Origin of the sequence: Mycobacterium sp. UM_WGJ (genome assembly GCF_000455125.1) — a bacterium.
In the GTDB taxonomy this organism is placed as follows: Bacteria; Actinomycetota; Actinomycetes; order Mycobacteriales; family Mycobacteriaceae; genus Mycobacterium.
The window spans coordinates 1-14,670 of the sequence record NZ_AUWR01000004.1; the positions used below are offsets into that span (position 1 = coordinate 1).

Below are 14,670 nucleotides of genomic sequence, written 5' to 3' on the forward strand. Positions count from 1 at the left end.
ACCCCAGGGGACTTAGCCACGAAATGACGACGTGCCGGCGGCGTGGAACGTCCACGGGGGGTCGTAATCGCACTGGGCTCATAGGTGGCTACCTGCCCGCGAGCCTCTGCGCCGATGACCTCTTTGACGGATGCCACACCACAGCGGGGTCGCCACCAGTGAGGACTGGATGCCGTGATCACCTCTGGGATCGCGGGGTAGTCGCCGGACGGGTCGGACTCAGCTCACCCGGACCCGCCCCGGGCAGTGCGGCAACACCCCAGGCGAGGGTCGCCATCAGTGCACGGACGAACGGAATAGCGGCACCGGGATCGACCGGGCAGTTATTGGCGCAACAAGGTCGAGGATCTCCGCTACCGAGGACGCTGGAATCACACCTCTACGGAGAGCGCGGAGTACTCGAGATGGCCGACCAGTGGGCAGCCCCTAGCAATTACTAGGATGTCCTAGTATTCTCGGTGCGGGCCGATCGAGCCCACCACCACTGTCACGGGATGGCGCAGCGCATGAGCACACAGATTCCGCACTTCATAGATGGCCACCGCATCGTCGGCACGTCACGGCGCACCACCGATGTCTTCGACCCCAACACCGGCGCGGTGCAGGCCACGCTGCCGCTGGCCAACACCGCCGACGTCGACGCTGCGGTCGCTGGCGCGGTTGCGGCCCAGCGCGATTGGGCCGCCTACAACCCGCAGCGCCGGGCCCGGGTGATGATGCGTTTCATCGACCTGGTCAACACCCACGCCGACGAGCTGGCCGAGCTGCTCTCCCGTGAGCACGGCAAGACCCTCGAGGACGCCCGCGGCGACATCCAGCGCGGCATCGAGGTGATCGAGTTCTGCGTCGGGATCCCGCACCTGCTCAAGGGCGAGCACACCGAGGGCGCCGGCCCCGGCATCGACGTGTTCTCGCTGCGCCAGCCGCTGGGCGTGGTCGCCGGGATCACCCCGTTCAACTTCCCGGCGATGATCCCGCTGTGGCAGGCCGGGCCGGCCCTGGCGTGTGGAAACGCGTTCATTCTCAAGCCGTCCGAGCGTGACCCGTCGGTACCGGTGCGTCTTGCCGAGCTGTTCGTCGAGGCCGGGTTGCCGCCGGGCGTGCTGCAGGTGGTGCACGGCGACAAGGACGCCGTCGACGCGTTGCTGCACCACCCGCAAGTCGCCGCGATCGGCTTCGTCGGCAGCTCCGACATCGCGCAGTACATCTACTCGACGGCCACCGCCAACGGTAAGCGCGCCCAGTGCTTCGGCGGCGCCAAGAACCACATGATCGTGATGCCCGACGCCGACCTGGACCAGGCCGTCGACGCACTGATCGGCGCCGGCTACGGCAGTGCCGGCGAGCGCTGCATGGCGATCTCGGTGGCGGTCCCGGTCGGCGAGCAGACCGCCGACCGGCTGCGCGCCCGGCTGGTGGAGCGCATCAACGGCCTGCGGGTCGGCCACAGCTTGGACCCCAAGGCCGACTACGGCCCGTTGGTCACCCGGGCCGCTCTGGACCGGGTCAACGACTACATCGGCCAAGGCGTCGCCGCCGGCGCCGAGCTGGTGATCGACGGCCGCGCCCGGGCCAGCGACGACACCCAGTTCGGCGACGCGGATCTGACCGGCGGCTTCTTCGCCGGCCCCACGCTGTTCGACCGTGTCACCACCGAGATGTCGATCTACACCGACGAGATCTTCGGCCCGGTGCTGTGCATGGTGCGAGCCCACGACTACGAAGAAGCCCTGCGACTGCCGAGCGAGCACGAGTACGGCAACGGGGTGGCGATCTTCACCCGCGACGGCGACACGGCGCGCGACTTCACCTCCCGGGTGCAGGTCGGCATGGTCGGTGTGAACGTGCCGATTCCGGTGCCGGTGGCCTATCACACTTTCGGCGGCTGGAAGCGGTCCGGCTTCGGCGACCTCAACCAGCACGGGACGGCGTCCATCACCTTCTACACGAAGGTGAAGACCGTCACCCAGCGTTGGCCCTCGGGGATCAAAGACGGCGCCGAATTCCACATCCCCACCATGGAATAGGACAATGAACACCATCTTGGATGACGAAGAGCGGGTGATCGTCGACACCGCGGCAGCGTTCGCCGACAAGCGCCTGGCGCCGTACGCCCTGGAATGGGATGCCACCCACCACTTTCCGGTCGACGTGATGCGGGAGGCGGCCCAGCTGGGAATGGCGGCGATCTATTGCCGCGACGACGTGGGCGGCTCCGGGCTGCGCCGCCTGGACGGGGTGCGGATCTTCGAGCAGCTCTCCATCGCCGACCCGGTGATCGCCGCTTATCTGTCGATCCACAACATGTGTTCCTGGATGATCGACGCCTACGGCACCGAAGACCAGCGCAAGAGCTGGGTGCCACGGCTGGCCTCCATGGAGGCGGTTGCCAGTTACTGCCTCACCGAACCCGGCGCCGGTTCGGATGCCAGCGCATTGAGCACCCGTGCGGTCCGCTCGGGTGACGATTACGTGCTCGACGGGGTCAAGCAGTTCATCTCCGGCGCCGGCGTCTCGGACGTCTATGTGGTGATGGCCAGAACCGGCGCGGACGGCCCGCGGGGCATTTCCACGTTCATCGTCGAAAAGGACACGCCCGGGCTGAGTTTCGGCGCCGCCGAGCAGAAGATGGGCTGGAACTCCCAGCCGACCGCGCAGGTGATCTTCGACGGGGTGCGGGTGCCGGCCGAGGCGATGCTCGGTGGTCCCGAGGGAGATGGCAACGGTTTTGCTATCGCGATGAACGGACTCAACGGCGGTCGGATCAATATCGCCGCCTGTTCGATGGGCGGCGGCCAGGCAGCGTTCGACAAGACCGGCAGCTACCTGGCCGACCGGACGGGATTCGGCAAGGCGCTGCTCGACGAGCCGACGATCCGGTTCACCCTGGCCGATATGGCCACCGCGCTGGAGACCTCGCGACTGCTGCTGTGGCGCGCGGCGACCGCGCTCGACAACAACTCCCCCGACAAGGTGGAGCTGTGCGCGATGGCCAAGCGCTATGTCACCGACGCCTGCTTCGATGTCGCTGACAAGGCGCTGCAGCTGCACGGCGGGTATGGCTATCTGCGCGAATACGGTCTGGAGAAAATCGTCCGCGATCTTCGGGTGCACCGCATTCTGGAGGGCACCAACGAGATCATGCGGTTGGTGATCGGCCGGGCCGAGGCGGCTCGCGTCCGGTCAGGCCAGTAACCCCCGCCGCCGGCGACCACCGGTCCACTTAGGAGCACATATGGCAATCGTCGCGTTTCTCGGTCTGGGCCACATGGGTGGGCCCATGTCGGCGAACCTGGTCGCCGCCGGGCACACCGTGCGCGGCTTCGACCCGGTGCCGGCGGCCACCGCGGCCGCCGAGCAACACGGCGTAAGCGTCCATGCCAGCGCCGTCGAGGCGGTGGCCGGCGCCGACACCGTGGTGACCATGCTTCCGCACGGTGACGCGGTGAAGAGCTGCTACGCCGAGATCCTGCCCGCGGCCTCCCCCGACACGCTGTTCATCGACAGCTCCACCATCTCGGTCGACGACGCCCGCGAGGTGCACGCCCTGGCCGGCTCACACGGGTTCGCCCAACTCGACGCCCCGGTCTCCGGCGGAGTCACCGGTGCGGTCGCGGGCCGGCTGGCGTTCATGGTCGGCGGCGACGCTGCCGCCGTGGCACGGGCCACGCCGGTGCTGGAACCGATGGCCGCCAAGATCATCCACTGCGGTGCCGCCGGCGCGGGCCAGGCCGCCAAGGTCTGCAACAACATGGTGCTGGCCGTGCAGCAGGTCGCGGTCGCCGAGGCGTTCGTGCTGGCCGAGAAACTCGGACTGGCCGACCAGGCGCTGTTCGACGTGATGACCGGCGCCACCGGAAACTGCTGGGCGCTGCACACCAACTGCCCTGTTCCGGGCCCGGTGCCCACCTCCCCGGCGAACCGCAATTTCGAGCCGGGTTTCGCCACCGCACTGATGAACAAGGACCTGGGCCTGGCGATGGACGCGGTCGCCTCGACCGGATCGGCGGCCCCGCTCGGCAGCCACGCCGCGGCGATCTACCGCGACTTCGCCGCCGAACACGGTGCGCAGGACTTCAGCGCGGTGATCAACCTGCTGCGCGGCGACTGAGCGCCGCCGGCCTGAACGATCGCGAACTCACTCGAAGGCTAGATGTCGGACCCTGCTGTCATGCTGGGGTCATGTCCTCGATCGCGGCCACGTCCAGTGCCGAATCGCGGCCTGACCGGCGTCTTGAGGTGCTGTTCGAGGAACTCGCGGAGTTGACCGGGCAGCGCAATGCCATCGATGGCCGCATCGTGGACATCATCGCCGAGGTCGAGCGCGAGCAACTGTGGGGCGCTACCGGGGCACGCTCGATCACCGCATTGGTGGCCTGGAAGACCGGGGTATCACCGGGCAATGCCCACACCATCGCCACGGTGGCCCACCGAGCCGAACAGTTTCCCCGCTGCGTCCAGGGCCTGCGGGACGGTCGGGTGTCCCTCGACCAGGTCGGGGTGATCGCCGGGCGGGCCGCCGACGGTTCCGACGAGCACTACGCCCCACTGGCCGCCGTGGCCACCGTCAGCCAACTACGCACCGCGGTCAACCTGGAACCCCGCCCCGAACCCGACCCCCGACCCGACCCGGCGCCGGCCATCACCAAAACCTCCAACGCCGACCTCGACATCTGGCGCATCGCCTTGCCGCACCCCGAATCGGCGATGCTCGAGGCCGCCCTGCAGTCCCACCGCGATGCCCTCATCGCCCAATGGAACCGCGACCGCGACACCCACCACACCACCGCCGACACCTCACCCCCGATGCCCACCCAGATCGACGCCTTCCTGTCGCTAATCGAAACCGGCTGGGACACCGAAGCCCAACGCCGACCCCACGGGCAACGCACCACCGTGGTGGTCCACCTCGATGTCGAACAACAGATCGGCGCCCTGCACCTGGGCCCCCTGCTCTGCGACGCAGACCGCCAATACCTGACCTGTGACGCCACCTGCGAAGTCTGGTTCCAACGCCAAGGCCGCGTGATCGGCTGCGGCCGCTCCACCCGCACCATCAACCGCCGGCTCCGGCGCGCCCTCGAGCACCGCCACCGCACCTGCGCCGTCCCCGGCTGCAGCGCCACCCGCGGCCTGCACGGCCACCACATCCAACACTGGGAAGACGGCGGCGAAACCGACCTCAACAACCTGGTCCTGCTATGCCCCTATCACCACCGGCTCCACCACCGCGGCATCATCACCATCACCGGACCAGCCGACCACCTCGTCGTCACCGACACCAACGGCCAACCACTGCACCCCGGATCACTGGCCCACCCACCCCGCACCCCCGCACCCACCGTCACACCCTGCCCCGGACCCACCGGCGAACGCGCCCACTGGTGGTGGTACCAACCCTTCCAACCCCAAGCACCACCAACCACCAACTGACTTGCTGCCTACTTCGCGATCGCCATCACCGCGCCCGGCCGTAGCCAACCGATGATCTTCACCAGCGTGGCGTCATCGATGGCCACGCAGCCCGCCGTCGGTCCCCCGTCGGTGGTGTGAAAGAAGTAGGCGGAGCCGTCGCCGGGCGTGCGGGATTTGTTGACGCCGATGACCACCGCGTGCCGGTACTGCGGGATGTTGAGGTTCTCGCTGGCCGCCGTGCTGAACGGGCACTGGGCTTTTTTGCAGACCTGCATGGTGTTGTAGGTCGGGCTGTTGGAGTCGCTGTCCCACCAGTGGTCGGATCCGACCTGCACATACGGCAGGCCTCCGCCGGGATTCGGCGCGGTGCCGAACGCCGAATCGAGCGTGTAAAACCCCATCGGGGTCGACGGCTCGCCTTCTTTGGTCCCTGGCGTGATGCCCGCCGAACCGACATGTGCCGGAATCCCTGCCGCGACCGCCTCCCAGCCCACCGGAGTCCGCTGATAGACATCGATCTTTGCAGTCGAATGACCCACTCCGACAACCGAAACCACCTGTGTGGCGTTGCCGACCGCATTGCCGAACCAGGGTTCGACGACCGCTGCGGCCAGCGGCGCGGTCGCCACGGTCACCCCCATCGCGCACAACGCGGCGCACAGCAGAACTACCAGTGGACGCACCGCACCATGGTCAGCGACCGGAGGCGTCAGCGTCAAACAATGATTGCGGCGCGGCGTGTCCAGCGCCGAGATCAGCCTGCTTCGCGGCAGCTGAATCGGGCAACCACCCGCTGCGCCTGCAACTCCCGGCAACCGTTGGCCAGCAGGCCGTCGTAATGGCTGGAACCCGCATAGATGGCCGGCAGGCCGATGGCGGCCGCGGTGCGGGCCCCAGACTCATAGCCGGCGATCACCAGCGCCTCCCCGGCCACAATGCCAAGCTCCCACAGCGCCAGCCGGTAGAGCTCGGCGTCCCCGGCGGGGCCGGTCAGGTCGTCGGCGCTCACCACCGTCTCGGCCATGCCGTCACCGATCAGCTCCCGCACCCGCTCCTGCACCCAGGCACGCGGGCCGGCGCCCACCACCGCGATCCACAGACCCGTCGCGAACAGGCTCAACACCAGGTCCACCAGGCCCGAGCGGGGTTCGCCGTCGGCGTCGGCGAGCGCGTCTAGATCGAAGATCACCGCTTGCAGGGGGTACACCTCGGCATCCGGGTGCGCCTGGTCCCACCAGAACGGGCGGCCCGGACCGGTCCATGTCGCGAGTTCAGTTGTGATCTGCATAACAGACACCGTGCCGGACGCGAGCCTCGGTGTCCTCCCCCATTGGGGGGATCTGGGTGGGGTAATCACCGGGGGCCTGATTCGGCGGTCCCAGCTTCACCTCGCCTCCGCCACCCCTACGGGCCGACTCCATCGAGCCTCGCTGAACCGCCGGCCTGATTCGGCGGTCCCAGCTTCACCTCGCCTCCGCCACCCCTACGGGCCGACTCCATCGAGCCTCGCTGAACCGCCGCAGGGCCCTATTGTCTTGCTATGCCCGTGCGCCTGGTCCTCGTCGACGACCACGAAATGGTGATCGAGGGCCTGCGGGCCATGCTCACCGCGTTCGCCGATCGGATCGAAGTGGTCGGCCAGGCGATCAATGCCGAGCAGGCCATGGCCGTGATCGCCGAGACCGACCCCGACATCGTGCTGTGCGACGTACGGATGCGCGGTGAGAGCGGCCTGGACCTGTGTCTGGCGCTGCGGGAACGCGACCCGGAACGCAAGGTCGTGATGCTGTCGGTCTACGACGACGAGCAGTACCTGTTCGAGGCGCTGCGCGTCGGCGCGACCGGCTACCTGCTCAAGAGCATCAGCAGCGACGACCTGGTGCATCAGATCGAGTTGGCCCACCGCGGCGAGACGGTGATCGACCCGGGGCTGGCGGCGCGGGCGGCCGGCACCGCCGCCCGGCTGCAACGCGATGAATTCTGGCCCGGCGCCCGCCAGGGCCTCACCCAGCGGGAAAGTGAGATCCTGGCTTACATGGTCAGCGGGCTGTCCAATCGCGGGATCGCCACCAAGCTGGTGATCGGCGACGAGACGGTCAAATCCCATCTCCGCTCCATCTACCGCAAGCTCGGGGTGTCCGACCGGACCGGTGCCGTGGCGACCGCGCTGCGCGAAGGCATCTACCGGTGAGCTCCAGCAACGGGCCGCGTTCCCGCCCCCGCAAGACCACGGCGGTGCGGGATTTTGTAGACGCGAACCACGAGCTGGCGCTGCTGCGGGAACTGATCCAGGCCGCCTCCAGCGGCCCCGGCGTGGAACCGCTGGCCGCCGCAGCGGCCCGGATGATCACCGCGGCCACCGGAACCGACGTCTGCTTCGTGCACGTCCTCGACGACACCGAGCGCTCGCTGACCCTGACCGGCGCGACCCCGCCGTTCGACACTGAAGTGGGCAAGATCCGGCTGCCGCTGGGATCGGGGGTGTCGGGCTGGGTGGCGCGGCATCGCGAGCCGGTGGTGATCAGCGACAACAAAGAGGCCGACTCGCGCTACCTGCCGATCGAGTCGCTGCGTGGGCGCGACTTCACCTCGATGGTGTCGGTGCCGATGGAGACCGATCCCGGCGGGCTGGTGGGTGTGCTCAACGTGCACACCGTGACCCGCCGCGAGTTCACCCCCGGCGACGTCGAGCTGCTTCGGGTGATCGGCCGGCTCATCGCCGGCGCCATGCACCAGGCCCGGCTGCACCGGCAGCTGGTGGCGCGCGAACGTGCCCACGAGCTCTTCGTCGAGCAGGTGATCGAAGCCCAGGAGATCGAGCGGCGCCGGTTGGCCGGCGACATCCACGACGGCATCTCGCAGCGGCTGGTGACGCTGTCTTACCGGCTCGACGCCGCCGCCCGCGCGGTCGGCAATGACCCGGATGAGGCGTCGGCGCAACTGGAGGCCGCTCGTGAACTCGCCGGGCTGACCCTGCAGGAGACCCGGGTGGCGATCAGCGGGCTACGGCCTCCGGTGCTCGACGATCTGGGCCTGTCCGGTGGCCTGGCCAGCCTGGCTCGGTCGATCCCGCAGCTCACCATCGAGCTGGACCTGGCCGAGACCCGGCTGCCCGAGCACATCGAGCTGGCGCTGTACCGGATCGCGCAGGAAGGCCTGCAGAACGTGGTCAAACACGCGGCCGCGACGACGGTGCGGCTGGGATTCGCGATCACCGCCGACCCCGACACCGCGCGGCTGGAGATCATCGACGACGGGGTGGGTTTCGACACCTTCGAGCACCCGGTGGGCGGCGACGAGATGGGCGGCTACGGGGTGCTGTCGATGGCCGAGCGCGCCGAGCTGGTCGGCGGCCGGCTCAATATCCGGTCACGGCCCGGGGCGGGCACCGCCGTCACCGCCACCATCCCGATCCCGTCCCCCGCCGCGCGAGAGTCCACATGAACCCGCCGGCCAGGGGCCTAGAAGTCTCCGGCATTGCGCCGCAACGTCTCAATCGCCGAGGACAGCGTTCGCGACTCCTCCTCCGACATGCCGACGTCGGCGAACACCTCCCGGTTCAGACTGACCGTCGCGTCGGCGACCGTGGCCCGGCCCAAGTCGGTGATCGACACCAGCGTGGTGCGCCCGTCGGTGGGGTGCGGCAGCCGCTCGACCAATCCGGCCGCCTCCAGCCGCCGGATCGCGTGGGTGACGCTGGTGACGTGGACCTGCAGCCGGTCGGAGGCCTTGGTGATCGGCAACTCGCCAGAACGGCTGAACGCCAGCAACCGCAGCAGCTCGAATCGGGAGAAGCTCAAGTCGTAGGGCCGCAGCGTCGCCTCCACCCGTGCCAGCAGGATCTGGTGGGCGCGCATCACCGATGTCACCGCGACCATTCCGTCGGCGACCTCACCCCAGCCGGCCCGCTCCCAGTTGGCGCGGGCCAACGCGATCGGGTCGGCATCGCCGGAGGAACTGGAAGCTGCCACGCCCTTTTCTTACCGCACCGCGTGGCGCGGTCGCTTCGGTGTGCGGCAATTGACATCATGGCGCCGGTCGCTGCACGCGGAGGCAGGGCCGGAAGAGTCGTCGCGGTAGGGGAATTGAACCGATGAGTGCTCGGCTACGTGACACCGACATGACCCCCTCGTCGCCTTCGCTTGCCGCGGTAGCCGTTGAATTCCCACTGAACCGATACAGCCAAGATGAATCGGCCCAAGCATTGGGCGACATCGCCGGTCCCGAGTTTCGGCGGTTCTTCGATGCCAGCGGCGTCGCATCCCGGCACCTGGCGTTGCCGTTGCCCCGCTATGCCGAGCTGAGCGGTTTCACCGAGGCCAACAACACCTTCATCGATGTCGCCCTCGACCTCGGTGAGCATGCGCTACTGGCGGCCCTGGATGCCGCCAAGGTCAAGCCGGCCGACGTCGACCTGGTGGTGTCGACGACGGTAACCGGGCTTGCCGTACCGACTTTGGAGGCCAGGCTGGCGGCCAGGGTTGGACTGCGGCCCGACGTCAAGCGGATCCCGTTGTTCGGCTTGGGCTGTGTCGCAGGTGCTGCCGGGGTGGCCAGGATGCACGACTACCTGCGCGCCTACCCCGACCACGTGGCCGCGTTGCTCGCGGTCGAACTGTGCTCGCTGACCATCCAGCGCGACGACCGTTCGATGGCCAATTTCGTAGCCGCCAGTCTGTTCGGCGACGGCGCGGCCGCCGTGATCGCGACCGGGGCGAACCGGCGCCCGATCCGGCCGAAGGCGCCGAAGGTACTGGCCACCCGCAGCAGGCTCTACCCCGACACCCAGGACGTGATGGGCTGGGATATCGGCACCAGCGGGTTTCAGATCAAGCTGTCCGTCGAGGTCGCCACCGTCGTCGAGAAGTATCTGGCCGAGGATGTCCGCAACTTCCTGGCCGACTGTGGCATGACCTCCGCTGACGTGTCGACTTACGTCTGCCATCCCGGTGGGCCGAAGGTCATCGAGGCGGTCCAGGACGTGTTGGACCTGCCTGCAGATGCGCTGGATCGAACCCGAACGTCGTTGCGCGAGAACGGGAATCTGTCATCAGCCTCGGTGCTCGACGTGCTGCGGGCCACCATGGCCGATCCGCCTCCGCCGGGCTCGTTCGGACTGATGGTCGCGATGGGACCGGGATTCTGCTCCGAACTCGTGCTGCTCGGCTGGTAACCCGCGCGATCGGTTGATTCCGCCACCCGAAGACCGGCCCACCAGGATGCGCGAGGCTGATGCAGCGTTCCAGACGCGCACCCTCACCGTGGTGAGACGGTTCGGTTCTTTCTCGTTCCGGGGTCAGCCGGCGGCCGGGCTGGTCAGAATTCTGGGCCCGTCCTCGGTCACCGCGACGCTGTGTTCCCAGTGCGCGGCGCGTGACCCATCGGCGGTGACGACGGTCCACTCGTCTTCGAGGATCACCGTTTGATCGGTGCCCAAGGTGAGCATCGGCTCGATGGCCAGCACCGAGCCCGCCACCAGCAGCGGTCCGTGGCCCGGCGATCCCTCATTGGGTAGGAATGGGTCCATGTGCATCTGGCGGCCGATACCATGGCCGCCGTAGCCGGCCACGATGCCGAACGAGCGCTTGAACTCGGTCGACGCGGCCCGGGCGCCCATTTCGATAGCGTGCGACACATCACTGAGTCGGTTGCCGACCACCATCGCCGCGATGCCGGCCTCCATCGCCTGCCGGGTCGCCGCAGACAGGTTTTCGTCGGCGGCGCTCAGCGTCCCGATCCCGAAGGTCACTGCGGCATCGCCGTGCCAGCCGTCCAGGATCGCACCACAGTCGATGGACACCAGATCCCCGGCCACCAGCACCTCGGCCGCCGTCGGGATGCCGTGCACCACCCGGTCGTTGACCGAGCTGCAGATCGACGCCGGGAAGCCGTGGTAGCCCAGGAACGACGGCGTGGCGCCCGCGTCCCGGATCACCGATTCGGCGATCTCGTCCAGTTGCAGGGTCGAGACGCCGACGGCCGCCGCTTCGCGGACTGCGGCCAGGGCAGCGGCGACGACGGCGCCGGCCGCAGCCATCGCGTCGAGCTCACCCGGGCTGCGATGCGGCACCGCTTTGCGCCGCTTCGCCCACCCGATCACTACTGTCCCAGGGCGTTCAGGGCGCGGGTGAACACCTCATCGAGCGTGCCGAGCGCATCCACGACATGCAGGTCGTGCTCGTCCTGGTAGTAGTCCAACAACGGCGTGGTCTCCTCGCGGTAGACCATCATCCGATTGTGGATGACCTCAGCGGTGTCGTCGGCGCGACCGCGTTCCTTGAGCCGCTTGAGCAGTTCGCTCTCGGTGACCCGGAACTCCAGGACCGCATCCAGCTTGGTCTGACGGTTTTCCAGCATGGCGTGCAATGCCTCCGCCTGCTCCACCGAACGGGGATAGCCGTCCAGGATGAAGCCGTTGGCGGCGTCGGGCTGGTCCAGCCGATCTTCGACCAGCGCGTTGGTCAGCTCCGGCGGAACCAGGTCGCCCGCATCGAGGTACTGCTTGGCCTGCTTGCCCAGCGCGGTGCCCTCGGCGATGTTGTGCCGGAACAGGTCACCGGTGGAGATCTGCGGGACGCCCAGCTTCTCCGAGAGCTTCACCGCCTGGGTGCCCTTGCCTGCTCCCGGCGGTCCCAGCAGTACGACTCTCACTTGAGGAACCCTTCGTAGTTGCGCTGCATGAGCTGACTCTCGATCTGCTTCACCGTGTCCAGACCCACGCCGATCATGATCAGCACCGCGGTGCCGCCGAAGGGCAGGTTCTGAACGGTGCCCGAGCTGCCCATGTTCAGGAACAGGTTCGGCAGCACCGAGATCACGCCGAGGTAGATCGAGCCGGGCAGCGTGATCCGGCTGAGCACATAGCGCAGGTAGTCCGCGGTCGGGCGTCCCGGGCGGATGCCCGGGATGAAGCCACCGAACTTCTTCATCTCGTCGGCCCGCTCGTCCGGGTTGAACGTGATCGACACGTAGAAGTACGTGAAGAAGATGATCAAACCGAAGTACAGCCCGATGTAGACGAAGTTGGACGGGTCGGACAGGTAGGTGCTGACGAACTTGTCCCACCAGCTGTTGCCGGGGCCGCTGCCGCCACTGTGGACCAACTGGGTGATCAGCTGCGGAATGTAGATCAGCGACGAGGCGAAGATGACCGGGATAACGCCAGCCTGGTTGACCTTCAGCGGCAGGTACGTCGAGGTGCCGCCGTACATGCGCCGGCCGACCATGCGCTTGGCGTACTGCACCGGGATACGGCGCTGGCCCTGCTCCACGAAGACCACGCCGACGACGATGATCAGTGCCGCCAGGCAGACCATGGTGAACACCACGGCGCCGCGGGAGTCGAGGATGGTCTTGCCCTCGATCGGAATGCGGGCGGCGATACCGACGAAGATCAGCAGCGACATGCCGTTGCCGATGCCGCGCTCGGTGATGAGCTCTCCGAGCCACATCACCAGGACCGCGCCGGAGGTCATCACCAGCACGATCACCATCAGGGTGAAGATGCTGTGGTCGGCGATGATGTCGTGCCGCAGGCTGCAGGTCTGCAGCAGGCCGCCGTTGGCGGCCAGCGCCACGATGCTGGTGGCCTGCAGAATAGCCAGCGCAACCGTCAGGTAGCGGGTGTACTGCGTCATCTTGTTCTGGCCGGACTGGCCTTCTTTACGCAGTTCCTCGAAGCGCGGGATCACCACGGTGAGCAGCTGCACGATGATGCTGGCGGTGATGTAGGGCATCACGCCGATCGCGAACACCGTCAGCTGCAGCAGCGCGCCGCCGGAGAACAGGTTGATCAGTGAGTACACCTGCGCGGCATCGCCACCACTGACTTCCTTGATGCACTGCTGCACGTTCTGGTAGTCGACGCCGGGCGACGGGATCGCGGCTCCCAAGCGGTACACCACGATGATGCCCAGCGCGAACAAGATCTTGCGCCTCAGGTCGACCGTCCGCAGTGATGAGATGAAAGCCGAGAACACTCTTCTCCTCCTGCGCAGCCGAGGTCCGGTCGCGGCGTTCAATGGGCTGTTGTGTCCCAGCCCCGGTTAGTCCTGGGTTAGTCCTGCGTTTTCGCGTCCACGGGCCAGCCGATCACGACGAGGCCACGCGTGTCTTATGCGCGTCAGCAGTCTACGAGAGTAACAGCTGCGCACCGCAGGCCGGGCGGGCGTTGGCGGCACTCCCAGCGCGTGATCAGCGTAGCGGCGTAGAGTCGTCGACGACTCGTTAAATACGCTAACTAACTTCCGGCGGCGCCCGACCGGCAGAGCTAGATAGGCGCTAGAGAGATAGGAGTATGCACCGTGGCAAGTACCGGCCGACTTCCTGGAGACACCTGGGACCTGGCCTCCAGCGTGGGCGCCACCGCCACCATGGTCGCCGCCGCCCGAGCCCTGGCCACCGCCGAAGCCGAACCGCTCATCTCCGACCCGTTCGCGGCGCCGCTGGTACGTGCGGTGGGCATCGACTTCTTCACCAAAATGGTCGACGGCACCCTGGACCCGGCGGTGGCCGCCGAGGCCAAGACCGCCGCCGGCCCGATGACCGCCGTGATGGCGGTACGCACCCGGTTCTTCGACGACTTCTTCGGCCAGGCCGCGGACGCCGGCATCCGGCAGTCGGTCATCCTGGCCGCAGGACTGGATTCGCGGGCCTACCGGCTGGGTTGGCCGGCCGGCAGCGTGGTCTATGAGATCGACCAGCCGGACGTCATCGAGTTCAAGTCCCGCACGCTGGCCGACCTGGGAGCCCAGCCGACCGCCGATCGCCACGCCGTGGCCGTCGACCTGCGCGACGACTGGCCGGCGGCATTGCGCGAGAGCGGTTTTGACCCGACTAAGCCCACCGCATGGAGCGCAGAGGGCCTGCTCATCTATCTGCCGCCGGAAGCGCAGGACCGGCTGTTCGACCACATCACCGCGCTGAGCGCCCCGGGCAGCAGGATTGCCACCGAGTACCACCCCGACGGCGCGGCCACCCTGAGCGACTCGAACCAGTCGCTGGGTCAGCGCTTCGCCGACCAGGGCCTGGATCTCGACATCGCCACCCTGGTGTACTCCGGCGAGCGAAACCCGGTCGGGGCATACCTGACCGAGCGCGGATGGCAGGTGCGCGAACGCGGCCGAGAGACCGTGTTCGCCGACTACGGCCGCACCTTTCCCGACGGTGACATGGTGGCCCGGCTGCGCAACTCGGTTGCGATCGAGGCGATCCGGCTCTAAGCGGAATTTCGCCACTTACAACGACGATGGCCGC

General features: G+C 67.8%; 14 protein-coding genes. 8 read left to right on the forward strand and 6 right to left on the reverse strand.

Going from position 1 to position 14,670, the window contains the following annotated elements:
• Window positions 1-506: 506 nt before the first annotated feature.
• The 4 genes from N416_RS0101220 to N416_RS0101235 all read left to right on the forward strand — a co-directional run bounded on the left by N416_RS0101220 (window position 507) and on the right by N416_RS0101235 (window position 5,433).
• Window positions 507-2,027: a CoA-acylating methylmalonate-semialdehyde dehydrogenase gene (locus N416_RS0101220; protein ID WP_024440315.1), complete on the forward strand. Its 1,521-nt coding sequence runs from the start codon at window positions 507-509 to the stop codon at window positions 2,025-2,027.
• A gap of 4 nt (window positions 2,028-2,031) precedes the next feature.
• Complete coding sequence (locus tag N416_RS0101225; protein ID WP_024440316.1) at window positions 2,032-3,195, forward strand: isobutyryl-CoA dehydrogenase; 1,164 nt, start codon at window positions 2,032-2,034, stop codon at window positions 3,193-3,195.
• A 40-nt stretch (window positions 3,196-3,235) separates the two neighbouring features.
• A complete protein-coding gene (gene mmsB / locus N416_RS0101230; RefSeq protein ID WP_024440317.1) occupies window positions 3,236-4,111 on the forward strand; it encodes a 3-hydroxyisobutyrate dehydrogenase in 876 nt (291 codons plus the stop codon).
• A 71-nt stretch (window positions 4,112-4,182) separates the two neighbouring features.
• Window positions 4,183-5,433, forward strand: a complete 1,251-nt coding sequence (locus tag N416_RS0101235) for an HNH endonuclease signature motif containing protein (protein ID WP_024440318.1) — start codon at window positions 4,183-4,185, stop codon at window positions 5,431-5,433.
• Between the two features lie 8 nt (window positions 5,434-5,441).
• Here the strand turns inward: N416_RS0101235 and N416_RS0101240 are convergent, their stop codons facing one another.
• On the reverse strand, window positions 5,442-6,098 hold the full coding sequence (locus tag N416_RS0101240) for a L,D-transpeptidase (RefSeq protein ID WP_024440319.1): 657 nt from the start codon (window positions 6,096-6,098) through the stop codon (window positions 5,442-5,444).
• Between the two features lie 71 nt (window positions 6,099-6,169).
• Window positions 6,170-6,703, reverse strand: coding sequence for an HAD family hydrolase (locus N416_RS0101245; protein ID WP_024440320.1), 534 nt, complete (start codon window positions 6,701-6,703; stop codon window positions 6,170-6,172).
• 252 nt (window positions 6,704-6,955) lie between these two features.
• Here N416_RS0101245 and N416_RS0101250 point away from each other — a divergent pair, with 252 nt between their 5' ends.
• Window positions 6,956-7,606 (forward strand): response regulator transcription factor, encoded by a 651-nt coding sequence (locus N416_RS0101250; protein WP_024440321.1) that lies wholly within the window; start codon window positions 6,956-6,958, stop codon window positions 7,604-7,606.
• Window positions 7,607-7,650: 44 nt separating this feature from the next.
• Window positions 7,651-8,859 (forward strand): GAF domain-containing sensor histidine kinase, encoded by a 1,209-nt coding sequence (locus N416_RS0101255; RefSeq protein ID WP_036456954.1) that lies wholly within the window; start codon window positions 7,651-7,653, stop codon window positions 8,857-8,859.
• A gap of 17 nt (window positions 8,860-8,876) precedes the next feature.
• On the opposite strand, the gene N416_RS0101260 is transcribed toward N416_RS0101255, so the two are convergent.
• Window positions 8,877-9,386, reverse strand: a complete 510-nt coding sequence (locus N416_RS0101260) for a MarR family winged helix-turn-helix transcriptional regulator (RefSeq protein WP_024440323.1) — start codon at window positions 9,384-9,386, stop codon at window positions 8,877-8,879.
• A 122-nt stretch (window positions 9,387-9,508) separates the two neighbouring features.
• On the opposite strand from N416_RS0101260, the gene N416_RS0101265 reads away from it, so the two are divergent.
• Entirely contained in the window at window positions 9,509-10,588 is a 1,080-nt protein-coding gene (locus N416_RS0101265; protein WP_051190141.1) for a type III polyketide synthase, read from the forward strand.
• A gap of 123 nt (window positions 10,589-10,711) precedes the next feature.
• On the opposite strand, the gene map is transcribed toward N416_RS0101265, so the two are convergent.
• From map to secY, 3 genes are read right to left on the reverse strand one after another with little or no spacing between them, the layout of a single operon-like run.
• Window positions 10,712-11,515, reverse strand: coding sequence for a type I methionyl aminopeptidase (gene map, locus N416_RS0101270; protein WP_024440325.1), 804 nt, complete (start codon window positions 11,513-11,515; stop codon window positions 10,712-10,714).
• A complete protein-coding gene (locus N416_RS0101275) occupies window positions 11,515-12,066 on the reverse strand; it encodes an adenylate kinase (protein ID WP_024440326.1) in 552 nt (183 codons plus the stop codon). The genes map and N416_RS0101275 overlap by 1 nt, the downstream gene beginning before the upstream one ends.
• Window positions 12,063-13,394, reverse strand: a complete 1,332-nt coding sequence (secY, locus tag N416_RS0101280) for a preprotein translocase subunit SecY (RefSeq protein WP_024440327.1) — start codon at window positions 13,392-13,394, stop codon at window positions 12,063-12,065. The genes N416_RS0101275 and secY overlap by 4 nt, the downstream gene beginning before the upstream one ends.
• 393 nt (window positions 13,395-13,787) lie before the next feature.
• Here secY and N416_RS0101285 point away from each other — a divergent pair, with 393 nt between their 5' ends.
• Window positions 13,788-14,636, forward strand: a complete 849-nt coding sequence (locus N416_RS0101285; RefSeq protein ID WP_051190142.1) for a class I SAM-dependent methyltransferase — start codon at window positions 13,788-13,790, stop codon at window positions 14,634-14,636.
• Window positions 14,637-14,670: the final 34 nt, after the last annotated feature.